General features: G+C 59.5%; 14 protein-coding genes. 9 read left to right on the top strand and 5 right to left on the bottom strand.

Annotated elements, in window-relative coordinates:
- The first annotated feature begins 15 nt into the window (after positions 1-15).
- The 7 genes from dnaJ (at position 16) to ACYU7Q_RS14600 (ending at position 6,608) form a co-directional block, all read left to right on the top strand.
- Positions 16-1,155, top strand: coding sequence for a molecular chaperone DnaJ (gene dnaJ / locus ACYU7Q_RS14570; RefSeq protein WP_460610166.1), 1,140 nt, complete (start codon positions 16-18; stop codon positions 1,153-1,155).
- 182 nt (positions 1,156-1,337) lie between these two features.
- Positions 1,338-1,847, top strand: coding sequence for an RNA polymerase sigma factor (locus ACYU7Q_RS14575; protein ID WP_460610167.1), 510 nt, complete (start codon positions 1,338-1,340; stop codon positions 1,845-1,847).
- A complete protein-coding gene (locus ACYU7Q_RS14580; protein ID WP_460610168.1) occupies positions 1,847-2,497 on the top strand; it encodes a hypothetical protein in 651 nt (216 codons plus the stop codon). Before ACYU7Q_RS14575 ends, ACYU7Q_RS14580 begins: the two co-directional genes overlap by 1 nt.
- Positions 2,498-2,647: 150 nt before the next feature.
- Positions 2,648-3,601: an ABC transporter ATP-binding protein gene (locus ACYU7Q_RS14585; protein ID WP_460610169.1), complete on the top strand. Its 954-nt coding sequence runs from the start codon at positions 2,648-2,650 to the stop codon at positions 3,599-3,601.
- 9 nt (positions 3,602-3,610) lie between these two features.
- Complete coding sequence (locus tag ACYU7Q_RS14590; RefSeq protein WP_460610170.1) at positions 3,611-5,005, top strand: ABC transporter permease; 1,395 nt, start codon at positions 3,611-3,613, stop codon at positions 5,003-5,005.
- A 145-nt stretch (positions 5,006-5,150) separates the two neighbouring features.
- Complete coding sequence (locus tag ACYU7Q_RS14595) at positions 5,151-6,035, top strand: ChaN family lipoprotein (protein WP_460610171.1); 885 nt, start codon at positions 5,151-5,153, stop codon at positions 6,033-6,035.
- Between the two features lie 66 nt (positions 6,036-6,101).
- Positions 6,102-6,608, top strand: coding sequence for a cupin domain-containing protein (locus ACYU7Q_RS14600; protein ID WP_460610172.1), 507 nt, complete (start codon positions 6,102-6,104; stop codon positions 6,606-6,608).
- A 75-nt stretch (positions 6,609-6,683) separates the two neighbouring features.
- On the opposite strand, the gene ACYU7Q_RS14605 is transcribed toward ACYU7Q_RS14600, so the two are convergent.
- The 3 genes from ACYU7Q_RS14605 to ACYU7Q_RS14615 all read right to left on the bottom strand — a co-directional run bounded on the left by ACYU7Q_RS14605 (position 6,684) and on the right by ACYU7Q_RS14615 (position 9,567).
- Positions 6,684-6,872, bottom strand: coding sequence for a hypothetical protein (locus tag ACYU7Q_RS14605; protein WP_460610173.1), 189 nt, complete (start codon positions 6,870-6,872; stop codon positions 6,684-6,686).
- A gap of 57 nt (positions 6,873-6,929) precedes the next feature.
- Entirely contained in the window at positions 6,930-9,125 is a 2,196-nt protein-coding gene (locus ACYU7Q_RS14610) for a penicillin acylase family protein (protein WP_460610174.1), read from the bottom strand.
- Between the two features lie 94 nt (positions 9,126-9,219).
- A complete protein-coding gene (locus ACYU7Q_RS14615) occupies positions 9,220-9,567 on the bottom strand; it encodes a HesB/IscA family protein (protein ID WP_168675019.1) in 348 nt (115 codons plus the stop codon).
- A gap of 223 nt (positions 9,568-9,790) precedes the next feature.
- Here ACYU7Q_RS14615 and ACYU7Q_RS14620 point away from each other — a divergent pair, with 223 nt between their 5' ends.
- Positions 9,791-10,327, top strand: coding sequence for a DUF7935 family protein (locus ACYU7Q_RS14620; RefSeq protein WP_460610175.1), 537 nt, complete (start codon positions 9,791-9,793; stop codon positions 10,325-10,327).
- Positions 10,328-10,545: 218 nt separating this feature from the next.
- On the opposite strand, the gene bshA is transcribed toward ACYU7Q_RS14620, so the two are convergent.
- Positions 10,546-11,682: an N-acetyl-alpha-D-glucosaminyl L-malate synthase BshA gene (bshA, locus tag ACYU7Q_RS14625; protein WP_460610176.1), complete on the bottom strand. Its 1,137-nt coding sequence runs from the start codon at positions 11,680-11,682 to the stop codon at positions 10,546-10,548.
- 315 nt (positions 11,683-11,997) lie between these two features.
- Here bshA and ACYU7Q_RS14630 point away from each other — a divergent pair, with 315 nt between their 5' ends.
- A complete protein-coding gene (locus tag ACYU7Q_RS14630; RefSeq protein WP_460610177.1) occupies positions 11,998-12,417 on the top strand; it encodes a VOC family protein in 420 nt (139 codons plus the stop codon).
- A gap of 94 nt (positions 12,418-12,511) precedes the next feature.
- Here ACYU7Q_RS14630 and ACYU7Q_RS14635 read toward each other — a convergent pair whose 3' ends face one another.
- Positions 12,512-15,538 (bottom strand): glycoside hydrolase family 3 N-terminal domain-containing protein, encoded by a 3,027-nt coding sequence (locus tag ACYU7Q_RS14635; RefSeq protein WP_460610178.1) that lies wholly within the window; start codon positions 15,536-15,538, stop codon positions 12,512-12,514.
- Between the last annotated feature and the right edge of the window lie 28 nt (positions 15,539-15,566).

Genomic DNA, 15,566 nt, shown 5'->3' on the forward strand with positions numbered 1-15,566 from the left:
GATACAACCACGCAGATGGCTACAAAGCGCGATTATTACGAGGTATTAGGAATTGCTAAAAATGCGGAGGGCGACGTTATCAAGTCGGCCTACCGCAAGATGGCCATCAAGTACCACCCCGATAAAAACCCTGACGACCCGACCGCCGAGGACAAATTCAAGGAGGCGGCCGAGGCGTACGAAGTCCTGAGCAACGCAGACAAACGGGCACGCTACGACCGGTACGGCCACCAGGGCGTGGGCGGCAACGGCGGCGGTTCGCCCAACATGGAGGACATCTTCTCGCAGTTCGGCGATATTTTCGGCGGCGGGGGCTTCGAAGGGTTCTTTGGGGGCGGCCGTCAGGGCGGCGGTCGGCGTCAGAAGAAGGGCTCGAACCTGCGCATCAAGCTGAAGCTTGATTTGGAGGAAATTGCCAACGGCGTCGAGAAGAAAATCAAGGTGAAGCGCTACGTGGCCTGCACGCCGTGCAACGGCACTGGCGCCAAAAACGGCACCGACCTCAAAACCTGCCCCACCTGCCAGGGCCAGGGCCAAACCAAGCGCGTGGTGAACACCATGCTCGGCCAGATGGTAAGCAGCAGCACCTGCCCCACCTGCAACGGCGAAGGCAAAACCATTGTGACGACCTGCGACGTGTGCAAGGGCGAAGGCCGGCAGCTGCACGAGGAAGTAATTCCCATCAACATCCCCGCCGGCGTGGCCAACGACATGCAGCTAAGCATGAATGGCAAAGGCAACTTCCCCGAGCGTGGCGGCGTGCCCGGCGACCTGCTCATCCAGATTGAGGAGGAGCCGCATGAGTTCCTGAAGCGCGACGGCAACAACATCATGTTCGAGCAGTACATCTCGTTTGTGGATGCCGCCCTGGGCGCGAGCCTGGAAGTACCGACCATCGAGGGCAAGGTGAAAATCAAGGTGGACCCCGGCACCCAGCCCGGCAAAATCCTGCGCCTGCGCGGCAAGGGCATCAAGGACCTGAACGGCTACGGCCGCGGCGACCAGCTCATTCATCTGAACGTGTGGACGCCCAAAAACGTGAGCAACCAGGAGCGTGAGCTGCTGGAGAAGCTCCGCGACTCGGACAACTTCACGCCGCACCCGGGCAAGAACGAGAAGGGCTTCTTCGAGAAAGTGAAGGAGTATTTCGCGTAGTTCCTGATTGAATAATTGTTGAAAAGCCCCGTCTGGCCCTTGGTCAGGCGGGGCTTTTTTGTCTGTCATGCTGAACGCAGTGAAGCATGACAGATGATTGTAGTTATTGCGGAAAATTTTCCTGGTTGCTGTAATACCCGGCCGCTGCCGGCGATTCACTCCCCGAAATTCTTACCCGCCGCATGGCCTCCGCCACCCCGTCTGCTGATTTTGTTGCTGTGCTGCACGAGTACCAGCCGTTGCTGCGGCGCGTGTCCCGGCTGTACTGCCAGGATGCCGACGACCGGCAGGACTTATTCCAGGAAATGGTGCTGCAATTGTGGCGGGCGTGGCCGCGCTATGTGCCCCAGCCGGGGGCCAAGCTCAGCACCTGGCTCTATCGCATCGCGCTGAACGTGGCCATCTCGAACCTGCGTCAGCGCACCCGCCGCCCCGCCCCGGTGGGGCTCGATGCCGAGGCGCTGGCCGTGGCCCAGGTCCCGGAAACGGGCTTCGACGCCGACGACCGTGCCCAGCTTTACCGGGCCATTGGCCGCTTGTCGGAGGTGGATAAGGCCTTTATCCTGCTTTACCTCGAAGACCGGCCTTATGAGGAAATGGCCGACATTCTCGGCATCACCCAAAACAATGTGCGCGTGAAAATGCACCGCGTGCAGGAAAAACTTCGCTCTATTTTAGTCCCCGCCGCCTGATGGAACTCGATGACCTTCGTGCAAGCTGGAAGCAGCCTGCGCCAACTGATGAGCCGGCCGTGCTCAACGAGGCGGCCCTGACGCAGCTGCTGGCCCGGGCCTCGGAAAGCCCGGTAGCCAAGATGCGCCGCAACGCATGGTTGGAAATCGGGTTTGTGGTGCTGTGTCTGGCCGGGTGCATTGCGGTGGCAGCGTCGACGCAGGATGGCTACTACTTGCTGGCGGCGGCGTGGCTGGGGCTCATTTGCTTGCTCAGCGGCTTTTACTATCGGCGCAAGCTGGCCGTGTTGCGGAGTCTGGGGGAAGTAGCGGGCCGGGCCGTGCGCGAGCACATGGGCCAGCAGCTCCACAGCTTGCGCAGCCTGGTGCAGCTGTATTACCGGGCCACGATGTGGTCGGTGCCGGCCTCGCTCACGGTGAGCCTGCTGTTTGTGGGCGGGCGCATGGTGCAGCGATTTGCCGAGCCCCGGCTGGTGACCGGGCTGGGCTTGCTGGGCGTGGTGTACGGCATGCTGGGCGTTTTTATTTACTACGGCATGCGCCAGGCTACCCAGTGGTACCTCCAGCGCCTCTACGGCCAGCACCTCGACCGCCTCGAAGCCAGCCTGCGCGAACTGGGCGACGAGCCCGAACCAACCCCTGTCCGCTGACCTTGCACGCCCCGTTCATCCCGGTTATTTACCGCTTGGGGACGGTTTGCGGCCGCTTGGCTCCCGACTTCTGGCAAGTGACTGAGGCGATTAATACATTTGCCCAGCTCCATTCTTCTACATTTAACCCGCCAACCAACTCCTTTTTCTGTGAAACCTATACTGGAAGCCATCGACGTGCGCAAGGCCTACGCCAACCACGTCGCCCTCTCGGGCGTGAGCCTTGCCATTCCCGAGGGCAGCATCTTCGGCCTGCTTGGGCCCAACGGCGCGGGCAAAACCTCGCTCATCCGCATCATCACCCAGATTACGGGGGCCGACGAGGGCGAAATCCGCTTCCGGGGCGAGCGGCTCAACCCGAGCCACATTGCCCAAATCGGCTACCTGCCCGAGGAGCGCGGCCTCTACAAAAAGATGAAAGTGGGCGAGCAGCTGCTTTACCTGGCCCAGCTGCGCGGCCTGAGCCGCAGCGACGCCACGGCGCGCATCAAGCAGTGGCTGAACCGCTTCGAGATAAAGGAGTGGGCCGGCAAGAACGTGGAGGACCTCAGCAAAGGCATGCAGCAGAAGGTGCAGTTCATTGCCACGGTGCTGCACGACCCCAAGCTGATTATTCTGGACGAGCCGTTCTCGGGCTTCGACCCGATTAACGCCAACCTGATTAAGGACGAGATTCTGGAGCTGCGCAACCAGGGCGCCACCATCATCTTTTCGACGCACCGCATGGAATCGGTGGAGGAGATGTGCGACAACATTGCCCTCATCAACCGCTCGCGCAAAGTGCTGGACGGGCCGATTGGTGTGATTCGCGACCAGTTCAAAACCAACACTTACGAGGTGGAAGGAACAGGCCATCCGATATTGTCGAGCCCCGATTTTAAGGTAGTAGAACAGAAAAAGCGGGAAAACGACCATTTCTACTTAAGGGTGCAGCTGCAGGAAGGTGTGCGGCCCAACGACCTGCTGCGCTACCTCATCGGCTCGGCGGGCATTGAGGTGGAAGCCTTCCGCGAGAAAATCCCGAGCATCAACGAGATTTTCATCCGACGCGTGGGCGAAACCATGCCCGAAACCCTCCTCGAAACCGCTAACGCGCTGCTTTAATCCATCGTCATGGCCTCCAAATTTATACTCATTGCCCAACGCGAGTACCTGAGCCGCGTTCGCAAAAAAGCCTTTATCGTGCTCACCCTGGCCGTGCCGCTGCTGCTGGCGGGGTTCGGCTTCATCATCGCCAAAATGGCGAGTTCCGACAACGACACCACCGACGTAATCGAAGTGCGCGACGACTCTGGCCTCGGCGTGGCCAGCCGCCTCGTGAGCACCCCGCAGCTGCGCTTCGAAACCACCACCGGCACGCTGGCCGATGCCAAAAAAGGCTTCCAGAAAGCCAAGCACGACGGCCTGGTGTACCTGCCCGCCGGCCTCGATGTGGAAAAGCCCGTGGGCGTGCAGTTTTTCGGCAAAGGCAACATCAGCCTGAAAAAGCAGTCGGCGGTGGAATCGGCGCTCAACAAAGCTTTTTCGGACCTGAAGATGCAGAAGTCCGGCCTCACCCAGGACCAGCTCGACCGCCTGCGCTCGAAGGTGGATTTGCAAGCCGTGAGCCTTGATGAGACGGGCAAGGAAGCCAACAGCAACGCGCTGGCCACGTCGGGCATGTCCTACGCGCTAGCGCTGGCCATTTACATGTTCATCTTCATCTATGGCGTGCAGATTATGCGCGGGGTGGGGGAGGAGAAGTCGAGCCGCATCATGGAAGTGATGCTGTCGTCGGTGAAGCCGTTTGATTTGATGATGGGCAAGATTGTGGGCATCGCGGCAGTGGGCCTCACGCAGTTTCTGCTGTGGGGCGTGCTCTCGTTCGGCGTGAGCTCGGTGGTGATGCCCCTGCTGACGGGCAAGGACAAGCCCAAAACGGAAGTGGCGGCCGGTACTTCGGCTCCCGGAGCTACTGCCACTGTTGTTGCCGACGACGAGCCGCGCTCGGCCACCCAGCGCTTCGACCAAGGCACCCAACAAGGGACGGCCCAAGCCAACCCGGCCGGCCGTTTCAGCTTCTTCAACACCCTGGCGGAGCTGCCGCTGGGCACCATTCTGTTCGGCTTCATCATCTATTTCCTGGGTGGCTACCTGCTGTACGGGGCGTTGTTTGGGGCCGTGGGCGCGGCCGTGGACGACCAGACCGATACCCAGCAGTTCATGTTTCCCATTACGATGCCACTCATTCTGAGCTACATCGTGGGCGTGTCGGTCATCCTGCGCAACCCCGACGGGCCGGTGGCTTTCTGGATGTCGATGTTCCCGCTGACTTCGCCCATTGCCATGGTTATTCGCCTGCCGTTTGGCGTGCCGATGTGGCAGCTGGCGCTGTCCATTTTCCTGCTCATTCTGGGCTTCCTGGGCACGGTGTGGGTGGCGGCCCGCATCTACCGCGTAGGCATTCTGATGTACGGCAAGAAAGTGACGTACAAGGAGTTGGGCAAATGGATGTTTTATAAGGGATAGTAAAACAGGAATCAGAAAAGAACGTCATGCTGAGCGCGGCCGAAGCATTTCTACCGAGGGAGTAAATAATTACTTCTGCGGTAGAGATGCTTCGGCCTCGCTCAGCATGACGTTCTTTGTTGGTAAGATACCCACTCCTTATTTCATGCGTTTCCTCCGCCTCGCCAGTCTCTTTTTCCTGTTCATCAGTCTTGCCAGCTTTGTGGGCGACCGGCCTGCTTACCGCCTCTTCAGCGCCGCCGGCCCGCCCGCCGACTACGACCATATGCTCCAGGAACTGGCCCAGGCCGACGTTGTCCTCTTTGGCGAGCAGCACAACGACGCCCTAGCACACTGGCTGGAGCTACAAGTAGCCAAGGACCTGCTGAAGCTGAAGAAACCCGGCCAGCTGGTGCTGGGCATGGAGATGTTTGAGCGCGACGTGCAGCCGCTGGTGGCGCAGTACGCCGCCGGCACGCTGGCCGATACCGCCTTCGAGCGCCAGGCCCGCCCGTGGCCCAACTACGTCACCGACTACCGCCCGCTGCTGCTTTTCGCCCGCGAAAACCACCTGCCCGTCATCGGCACCAACGCCCCGCGGCCCTTCGCCAAAACCGTGGCCCAGCGCAGCCTCACTGCGCTGGACAAGCTGCCCGCCAACGACCGCGCCCTGCTGGCCCCGCTACCGCTGAAAGTAGATTACGACCTGCCCGGCTATAAAAACATGGCCGCCATGTTCGGCGGTGCTGGCCAGGCCCACGGCGGCGGAGCCCAAAACATCATCCAGGCCCAGGCCCTGAAGGATGCCACCATGGCCCATTTCATTGAAACCAGCCTAGCGGCCGGCCAAACCATGCTGCACCTCAACGGCAGCTACCACTCCGACCACCACGACGGCATCGTGGCCTGGCTACACCAATACGCGCCCAAGCTGCGCGTAAAAACCCTCAGCGTGATAACACAGGAGCAGCTGCAGACGCTGGAAAAGGAGCAGGTGAACGTGGCCGATTTCGTGGTGGTGGTGCCGGCCGATGCAGCGAAAACGTATTGATGAAGCGGCCGGGTAGCTATAAATAATGAAGTAGCTATATTCGCTTCACCCCAAACGAAAATACTCATGCCCAACACCGACCCCCAAAAGCGCGCCTTGTTCCAGCAAGTGGCCGAGACGCTGAAGCAACAAGGTTTTACCATCGCCAAAGAGGACCCGACTCGCCCGTGGGGCGGGTTTTTCGTGATTGACGAAGCCCAGGCCCAGGAATTTGCCAACACCTACTTCGACGGCCTGTTGGTGGACAGCCTGCGGATTTCGGGCCGGCTGAGCCCTAAAATTCTGGTGGTAGCTCCGCACCAGCGGCTGAGCTGGCAGTACCACCACCGCCGGGCCGAAATCTGGCAGGTGGTGCAGGGCCCCGTGGGCGTAGCCACCAGCGACACCGATGAGCAGGGCGAAGTGAAAAGCCTGCAGGTGGGCGAGCGCATCATCCTGCGGCAGGGCGAGCGCCACCGCCTCGTGGGCCTGAAAGATTGGGGCATCCTGGCCGAAATCTGGCAGCACACCGACGCGAACAACCCATCTGATGAGGATGACATTGTGCGGGTACAGGACGATTTCGGCCGCTAGAAACCGTTGTATAACAATAAAAAAGCCCGGCGACACCGGGCTTTTTTATTGCTTGAAAAAGACGCGAAAGCGTGCTTACGCTTCATCCTCGCTGGGTTTCACCTTCTTCATGGCCTCGGCCAGCGACTGCTGGAGCTTAGCACCGGAGTCGGCCGGGGCTTTTTCGGTGATGTTGTACTGCTTTTGCAGCCGTTCCCATTCCTCAATGGCAATGAAAACACCCGTGATTTTGCCTTTGTCGTCGGAGAGATATTTAACGTCCATGCGTGGTGGGATTAGCTAGCGGGTTTGAGTGGCATTGAAGGTAAGCCCGACGCGGGCTTACTCGCCGGGGTGGTATGTTTTTTCGGCGTGGGCCTTCACATCTTCGGGATAAAAGCGCACTTCCTTGAAGCGGCCATTGCAATATAAATCGGCTTGGTCAGTGAAGTGCGGCGTACCAGGCCGGCTGGTCTGTCCGCCCGTTACCACGGAGCGGGCCACGATGCGCGGGCCAAATTCCACCACCGCTACGAAGCTGTTGCCCACGTTGCCGTAGCGCTTTTTGGTGCCGGGGTAGGCCCGCGCCCCAAAGGCCGCCAAAGAGCCCCAGGCCGACGACGTGAAAGCTACCGGCCGGCTGGGCTGCTGGTCGTCGTACTTCTCTTCGGTATGGCCGGTGAGGCGCTGGTAGCGGTTCACGTCGCCCCAGGGCATCTTCCAGGTGCCGAAGTCGCGGGTTAGGTCGTCGAGCGTTTCGGCGAGGGTGGCCACTTTTTCCGTAGGTGAAGTATTGGCCAGCGCAAACCGAGTGAAGCTGATGTAATCGAGCTGCGGCTGGGCGGCGGGCACGCGGGCGCGGGCCTTGGCCAGCAGCCGTTCGGCCCAGTAAATGGCCACGGTCTGGGCCACGGAAGTCTGGGCGTAGTTGTGATTCCAGGCACGCAGCGTTTCAATGGCTTCGGCCATGGCGGGGGCAGCCGCTTTTTCAGCCGAGGTGGGCTGATAAGCGGCCAGCAGCGGCGGCAGCATGTCGTCGAAAGCGGTGAGGTGCGGGTCGTCGGCCGCCGCAATCAGGGTGTCGAGCGTGAATACGGCTTTACGGCCGAGCACGCGCACGGCGTTTAGGCCGCGGTAGTTTTCGGCATCGGGGGCCAGGTATCTGGGGTATTTGGCTGGGACTGGGCTGCTCGGACCACTCACCGTGAAGGGAGTGGAATTACAATTCTGGATGAAGCCGCTGGCGGGGTTGTGCACCTGCACCAAGTCGCTTACCGGGTGAAAGCCCTGCCATTCGGTGGCCGGAGTGCTACCGTCCACAGGCTGGCTCCAGTCGAATTTTGGGTCGCGCTTCGGCATAAAATTGCCGTGCCAGTAGGCGATGCTGCCCTTGGCATCGGCAAAAACGGTGTTATTGGTGGCGTTGCCGTTCAGCTTCATCACCTGCTGGAAGCTGGCATAGTCGCTGGCCTTGGTGCGCAGATACGACTGTTGCAAAGCAGCCAGCGGCGTATTCATCATGCGCACCGCTACCCATTGCTGGTCGGTTTTCTGACCCACGATGGGGCCGTGGTGTGTGCGGTAGATGGTGAAGGTTTTGTGCAGGATTTTATCGCCCGATTTGTAGGGCAGTGACACTTTCTGCGCCGTCACGGCCCGCAGCTTGCCGCCGTATTTGTAGAAGAAATTGCCACCCTTTTCCTCCACAGTTTCAAGGTATTCGTCCATCGAATCGGCCTGGCTGGAAGTGTGCATCCAGCCGCAGTGCTCATTAAAGCCCTGATAGATGAAAAACTGGCCCCACGTCACGGCGCCGTAGGCATTCAGGCCCTGCTGGCTCACCATCTGCACTTCGGAGCGGAAGTAGAAGGAGGTGTGCGGGTTGATGAGCAGCAGGGCGTGGCCGGTGGCGCTTTTGCTGGGCGCAATGGCAAATCCGTTGGAGCCCACCGGTTCGCGGTCGGCCCGGCCAAAGTCGGTATCAATCCACGAGCTCGACTTCTTCTGGCTGTAAAATGCCTTCAGTCGCTCAATGCTCACCACGCTGATGTTGCCGCCAATGCTGCCCTCGCTGAACATCAACGGCATCCAGGGCTGGAAGCGGCGCAGCAGCCGGGGCTGCACGGTGGGGTGGGTAGCCAGGTAGTAATTGGTGCCGGCCGCGAAGGCCTCGAGCAGCAGCTTCATGTCGGCGGGGCACTTTTTATAAATGCTAATGGCCTGCGTGCTGTCCAGGAACAGGCGGGCGCGCAGGTCGTGGTACAACTGGGCCTCGCCCTCCACTTCAGCCAGCCGCCCAATGGCATCGAGGTAGTTGGTTTCGACGCGCTCAAAATCGTCCTCGCACTGGCTGTAGAGCAGGCCGAAAACGGCATCGGCATCCGTCTTGCCATAAATGTGCGGCACGCCGTAGGTATCGCGCGTGATGCTCACCTGCCGGGCCTGCTGCTGCCAGCGCGCCAGCTCGGCGGGGCTGAACTTCTGGGCCTGAACCGCCAGACCGGTAAGAATCAACAGCAGCGAAAGAAGCGGACGCATTGGGCAGGGAACAAGTGGAACAGCCGGCGCGAAAGTAAACGAAAAAGCCCCGGCCGGTGGGCCAGGGCTTTTTCTACTAAAAAGTCGGAAGAAATTACGCCGAGAACGAGGAGCCGCAGCCGCAGGTGCTCTTGGCCTGGGGGTTGTTGAAGACGAAGCCGCGGGCGTTGAGGCCGTCTTGGAAGTCAACTTCCATGCCCAGCACATACATGGCGTGCTTTTTATCCATGATGAGCTTCAGGCCGTCGAGGTCGTAGGTTTCGTCGGCGTCTTTGGCTTTGTCGAAGCCGAGCAGGTAGCTCATGCCCGAGCAGCCGCCGCCCTGCACACCGATGCGCAGGCCGTAATCGGCTGGGACGTTCTTCTCCTGGATGATGTTTTTCACCTCCACTACGGCGCGGTCGGTGAGGGTAATGGGGGCGAGGGTGGCAACAGCAGCCATAATGATTAGGCGATTTAGGAACAGGTGGACAACAAAGATACAGCAGCCACCGGAGTAGCCGCCGCAGCAAGTCGGATAGGAAACAGCAGTTGGGGCCCGGCGGTTCACGGCGTAAGTTTGCGGCCCCACGCGGCATGCAAATGGGCTTGTCCCAAGCCGTGTGCACAGTATTTACCAACAGCTTCGTTTATTGATTTGTCGGCCCCCAAGCCGGCCTACCAGCATGGATTCGACCACTTATTTCTACGAACTGCTCAAGATTATTCTGCCCGCCATCATCGTGGCCAGCGCCATTTACCTGCTGTTTAAGCAGTTTTTGGAGAAGGAGCAGCAGCGCCGTCTGATTGAGCTGCGCCTCGAAAGCAACAAAACCACGCTGCCCCTGCGCCTGCAAGCCTACGAGCGGGTGGTGCTGTTTCTGGAGCGCATTTCTCCCAACAACATCCTCGTGCGCCTGAGCAGCGCCGGCTCCACGGCCCCCGAGTTCCACCGCCTGCTCCAGCAGGAAATCCGGGCCGAGTACGAGCACAACCTTTCCCAGCAGGTCTACATCTCGGCCGATGCCTGGACGCTGGTGAAAGAAGCCAAGGAAAACGTGCTCACGATGGTCAACCGCGCCTTCCACGGCATGCATAACCCAGCCCAGGCGCGCGGTACCGAACTAGCCAAGCGCATCCTCGAAGGCCTGATGATGGATGGTGCCGAACCCACGGCCCAAGCGCTGGCCGTAGTGAAAAACGAGGCGGCAGGGTTGTTTTAACGCCTGTCATCTGCGAGTGCGCAACGCGACAATCCGTCCTGTAAATACCAGAAAATTTCTTTTACCACAAAGCCCCACTACTGCGAAGTATTGGGGCTTTATGTTGTTTAAACAACTTTGTCACATCTCAGGGATGGCCGCTGAGAGAGGACGGATTGCCGCGCTACATTCCGCTACATTCCGCTACGCTTCATTTCGCTCGCAATGACAGGCAAAGCCTACGCCGTCACGCTCACCGCCTCAATCGCATTGCGGTAGCATTCCTCGTATAGCGGCACAATATTCTCCACAGCAAATTCCTCGGCGCGGGCCAGGGCAGCGGCCTTGAAGCGCGGCAGGTTCTCATCATCGAGCACGTAGAGGGCATTTTTTACCATATCGGGAACGTCGCCGATGTCGCTAATCATGCCCGTTACGCCGTGCACATTCAGCTCGGGAATGCCGCCGGCGTTGGTGCTCACCACGGGCACTTCGCAGGCCATGGCTTCGAGAGCCGCGAGGCCGAAGCTCTCGTTTTCCGACGGCATCAGAAACAGGTCGCCCACGCTCAGCACTTCCTCCACGGCTTCGAGCTTGCCCAGGAAGCGCAGGTCGCGGTGCACGTCGAGGTCGCGGGCCAGCTTTTCCATGCGGTTACGGTCGGGGCCGTCGCCCACGAGCAGCAGCTTGGCCGGGATTTTCTCCCGCACGCCCACAAAAATCCGCAGCACGTCTTCCACCCGCTTCACCGTGCGGAAGTTGCTGGTGTGAATCAATAGCTTCTCGCCCTCGGGCGCGATGGCGGCCCGGAAATGGCTTTTTTCCTGTTTCTTGAAACGGTGCAGGTCGATGAAGTTCGGGATGACCGTAATGTCCTTCTCAATAGCGAAATACTCGTAGGTTTCACGCCGCAAGTCGGCCGAAACCGACGTCACCCCATCGCTCTGGTTGATGCTGAACGTCACCACCGGCTCGAAACTGGAATCTTTGCCCACGAGGGTAATATCGGTGCCGTGCAGCGTGGTCACCACGGGAATCTGGATGCCGCGCGAACGCAGAATCTGCTTGGCCATGTAGGCCGCCGAGGCATGCGGAATGGCATAGTGCACGTGCAACACATCAAGCTTTTCGTTCTGTACAATGTCGACCATCTTGCTGGTCAGCGCCAACTCATAGGGCGGAAACTGGAACAGCGGGTACGCCGGCACATACACCTCGTGATAGAAGAGGTTCTCGTTGAAGAAATCGAGACGCACCGGCTGGCTGTAGGTGATGAAATGCACGCGGTGGCCACGCTGGGCCAGAGCTTTGCCCAATTCCGTAGCCACCACGCCGGAGCCGCCAAAGGTGGGATAACAAACGATACCGATGTTCATAGAGAAGCTAACGCGAAAAAGAGCTGCGCGTTCTGCCTAACCGGGAATCGGGTAGGATGTTGGGGAACCGTAGCGTAAACTTTAAAATTTGGCTGTTAATAGCTGCCGTGGCAACCGGCAATTTTACCACGTACTATAAATAAATTGCGGATATAATGAAAAATAAATGTTAAAAATATTAGTAAAATAAAATTGCTAATTTGATGAGCTGTCAGATATCTTTGTGGCGTCCCGGGTCTCGCAGATAAAGGAGAAGTAGCTAATCTCCATGGGCAAGGCAGGGCATCTCGCTTTCACCTCAATTCCCTTATTATCATGCCCCAACTCGTCCCTTACCTCAATTTTTCGGGCAATTGCCGCGAAGCCATGACTTTTTACCAGCAGTGCCTGAGCGGCGACCTGAACATCATGCCCTTCGCCGGTACCCCGGCGGCCGAGCACGTGCCCGCAGCGGCCCAGAATGGTGTCATGCACGCCACTTTGCACAGCGGCGATTTGGTCCTGATGGCTTCCGATTCCCCGTTTCAGCCGGTGCAGGATGGCAATGGCAACAACCTGTCGCTCAATTGCCACAGCGAAGAAGAAATCGACCGGCTGTTTGCTAACTTAGGTGAAGGCGGACAGGTAACCATGCCGCTGGCCGACCAGTTCTGGGGGGCCAAATTTGGCATGCTCACCGACCGGTTCGGCAAAAGCTGGATGTTCAACTACGACCGCGTCCAGCCGCAGCAATAAGCTGAAGCAGGCGCATTCTTGCGGCCAACCATAAGGCTAAACGCAAAACAGCCCCCTGACTGCAAAGCCAGGGGGCTGTTTTGCTTCACTAAAACTATTTCTGCGAAGCCTCTGCCGACGCCAGTCTCTTGGCATTCTCAGCGGCCATTGATTTATAAATAACCTCATGAATTCGCGTGCGGATGTTGTACTGGCGCAGCTTGTTATTGCCGGCATCGGGGTACACGCGGTTGGACAGGAAGATGTAGAGGATGTTATTATCCGGGTCCATCCACACGCAGGTGCCCGTGAAGCCGGTGTGGCCGAAAGTGCTGGCCGGCGAAAGGTTGCTGGTGGGACCTTCGGGCTTGCTGGGGTCGCCGTGGTCCCAGCCCAGGCCGCGCCGGCTGCCCGCCGTCTGGGGCCGGGCAAACTCCGTCACCACCGGCGACTGGAAGTAGCGGGTGCCCCCGTAGTTGCCATTTTGTAGGTTCATCTGCATCAGCACGGCCAGGTCGTTGGCCGTAGCGAAGAGGCCGGCGTGGCCGCCCACGCCGCCCACGAGGGCGGCCGTCTGGTCGTGCACCGTGCCTTGCAACTGCTCACGGCGGTAGTAGGTGTCGTTTTCGGTGGGCGCAATGCAGCTTTTAGGGAAGCGCTGCAACGGATTATAGGTCATGCTGCCCAAGCCCAGCGGCCGGTAGAAGTTGTCCTCCAAAAAGTTCTCAATCGGCTGTTTAAGAATCTTTTCGCACACCCGCTTCATCACGATAAAGCTCAGGTCCGAATATTCCGTGGGGTAGCGGCCCTTGATTTTCGGCAATAGGCTGGAGCGCATGGTCCAAGCCCAGACGGAGTCGTCGGCGGCTTTGGTGCTGTATTCGCCGGGCGCTACTTCGTTGGGGAAGTCGTCGGAGCGGGCGCTGGCGTAGAACGCAGACTTGAACTGCCCATCGCGCAGGGTGCGCTCCCACGTTGGGATGCCCGGTTTGAGGCCGGCCTGGTGCAACAGCACATCGCGCACGGTCATTTCGCGCTTGTTGGTGTGAGCCAGCTCGGGCAGGTAGGTAGACACTTTCTCCTCGATGTTCAGCTTGCCCTGGTCCTTGAGGTACATCACCGCTTGCAACGTGCCGGCCACTTTGGTCACGGAGGCCAGGTCATACAACGTGCTGCTGGTCACGGGCTGCGACTGGTCGTAGGTGCAGTAGCCGTAGCTCTGGTCAAATACCACGGTGCCGTTTTTTGCCACCAAAACCTGGCAGCCGGGGGCGGCGGCGTAGGTCTGGCTTTCGAGGGCAATGTTGTCAATCTGGGCTAAAACGCGTGAACTAAGCCCCTGGCTTTCGGGTACGGCGTAGCGCAGACGGTGCAGGTCGGCGGTGGCAATGCCGAGGTTGGTTTTGAGCGTAGGCGAGACGGTAACGGGCAATTTGCCCCGCGCCGGCAGCGCGCCAAACAGCACCTGCGGCACTACCAGTTGCGCCGCGTAATGGTCCTCATAGCCGCACACCAGCGTGCGGGCACCCTCCAGGAACTTCAGCGAATAGGCGTTACCCATCGCCACCACCACCGTTTTGATGCGTTTATTGGCCTCCAGCTGCTTGATGAATTTCAGTGCCCCATCGCCAATACCATAGTTGTGGCTGGGGGTATTATTCATGGCGTGCAGGCTCACCACCACCACGTTATATCCTTGCAAACGGCTGCTGATGCGGGCAAAAGTAGAGTCTGGTGCGTACCGGTCGGGCACAGCGTACACCGGACCGGGCTGATACTTATTGAAAATGGTAGCGTACGGTCCCTCCGCCTGCGTGCCGATGGTGATGGCCGCAATCCGTAGCGTATCAAGACGCTGGAAGGGGAGGAGTTGGTCGTCGTTTTTGGCGATGGTAACCGCGTGCTCGAAAATACTCTGCGATAATACTTTCGAGGCCGGTAGGTTTAGGCTGTCGCGCAAAGTGCGCAGGTTCACGGGCTGGTAGTGGTTCAAACCGGCCCAGTACTTAGCCCGCAGAATTTTCTTAACGCGGAAGTCCAAATCATCCTGCGTGAGCTTGCCGGCCGCCACCGCCTCGCGGATGCGCTGCAGGGCCGAAGGAACATCTTCCGAAAACAGCAGCACGTCGTTGCCAGCAGCCAGGGCCAAGGCGTCCAGTTCACCGTCTTTGTAGAGCTTGCTCACGCTCTTCATGTTGAGCGCATCGGTGAAAACCAAGCCTTTAAAGCCCATCTTGTCCTTCAGCAAGTCCGTTACCAGCGCATGTGAGAGGGTGGTGGTTTTAGCATCCGTGGTATCAAACAGCGGCATGTAAAGGTGAGCCACAATTACGCCCATCACGCCGGCCTCAAACGACTGCTGGAACGGCACCAAATCCACTTTCGTGAGGCGGGCCATGTCGGTGTTGATGACCGGGAGCGAGACGTGCGAATCGGTATCGGTATCGCCGTGGCCGGGGAAGTGCTTGGCCACCGCCATTACCTGGTTGTCCTGCAAGCCCTTGATATACTGGATGCCCAGCGTGGCTACCCGGCTCTGGTCTTCGCCAAACGAGCGGTTGCCAATAACGGGGTTGCCGGGGTTGGAGTTTACGTCCAGCACCGGCGCGAAATCGATGTGCACGCCCAGCGCCCGCATTTTGCGGGCAATGTCGCGGCCCATCTGGTACACGTACTTGGGGTCGTCCATGGCGCCCAGCGTCATCTGCTTGGCGAAGTGAGCCGAGGAATCGAGGCGCATGTCGAGGCCCCATTCGGCGTCCATGGCGATGAGCAGGGGCACCTTGGCGGCGGCTTGCAGGCGGTTGGCCATCAGGGCTTGGCGCTTAGGGCCGCCCTGCATAAACATCACGCCGCCAATGCCCTGGTTGCGCACCAGCCGCTCGATGCGCTCGACGTGGCTGCGGTCTTTGTTAGAATACGCGGCCACCATGAACAGCTGGCCCAGGCGCTGGTCGGGCGTGAGCGAGTTGAACACGCTGTCGACCCAAGCCGTCTCGACCGGGCCAGATGGCAGCGGGTCGGCGGGCAGTTTTTTTACTTCGGCAAACGACAGCAACAGTCCCGCCGCCAACAGCAGGGCTGCCATGGTAAGCTGGAAAGGGATGCGCATCAGCCCCGTAGGGTTGGTGGGTTGGTTCAAGGGGCAAACGGGCCGCGGGGGCCGTACT

The sequence above is a fragment of the Hymenobacter terrigena genome (assembly GCF_054776515.1).

Bases quoted from the DNA above. Each gene is read 5' to 3' on its own strand.
- dnaJ (WP_460610166.1), top strand. From the start codon at position 16: ATGGCTACAAAGCGCGATTATTACGAGGTATTAGGAATTGCTAAAAAT.
- ACYU7Q_RS14575 (WP_460610167.1), top strand. From the start codon at position 1,338: ATGGCCTCCGCCACCCCGTCTGCTGATTTTGTTGCTGTGCTGCACGAG.
- ACYU7Q_RS14580 (WP_460610168.1), top strand. From the start codon at position 1,847: ATGGAACTCGATGACCTTCGTGCAAGCTGGAAGCAGCCTGCGCCAACT.
- ACYU7Q_RS14590 (WP_460610170.1), top strand. From the start codon at position 3,611: ATGGCCTCCAAATTTATACTCATTGCCCAACGCGAGTACCTGAGCCGC.
- ACYU7Q_RS14595 (WP_460610171.1), top strand. From the start codon at position 5,151: ATGCGTTTCCTCCGCCTCGCCAGTCTCTTTTTCCTGTTCATCAGTCTT.
- ACYU7Q_RS14600 (WP_460610172.1), top strand. From the start codon at position 6,102: ATGCCCAACACCGACCCCCAAAAGCGCGCCTTGTTCCAGCAAGTGGCC.
- ACYU7Q_RS14605 (WP_460610173.1), bottom strand. From the start codon at position 6,872: ATGGACGTTAAATATCTCTCCGACGACAAAGGCAAAATCACGGGTGTT.
- ACYU7Q_RS14610 (WP_460610174.1), bottom strand. From the start codon at position 9,125: ATGCGTCCGCTTCTTTCGCTGCTGTTGATTCTTACCGGTCTGGCGGTT.
- ACYU7Q_RS14615 (WP_168675019.1), bottom strand. From the start codon at position 9,567: ATGGCTGCTGTTGCCACCCTCGCCCCCATTACCCTCACCGACCGCGCC.
- ACYU7Q_RS14620 (WP_460610175.1), top strand. From the start codon at position 9,791: ATGGATTCGACCACTTATTTCTACGAACTGCTCAAGATTATTCTGCCC.
- bshA (WP_460610176.1), bottom strand. From the start codon at position 11,682: ATGAACATCGGTATCGTTTGTTATCCCACCTTTGGCGGCTCCGGCGTG.
- ACYU7Q_RS14630 (WP_460610177.1), top strand. From the start codon at position 11,998: ATGCCCCAACTCGTCCCTTACCTCAATTTTTCGGGCAATTGCCGCGAA.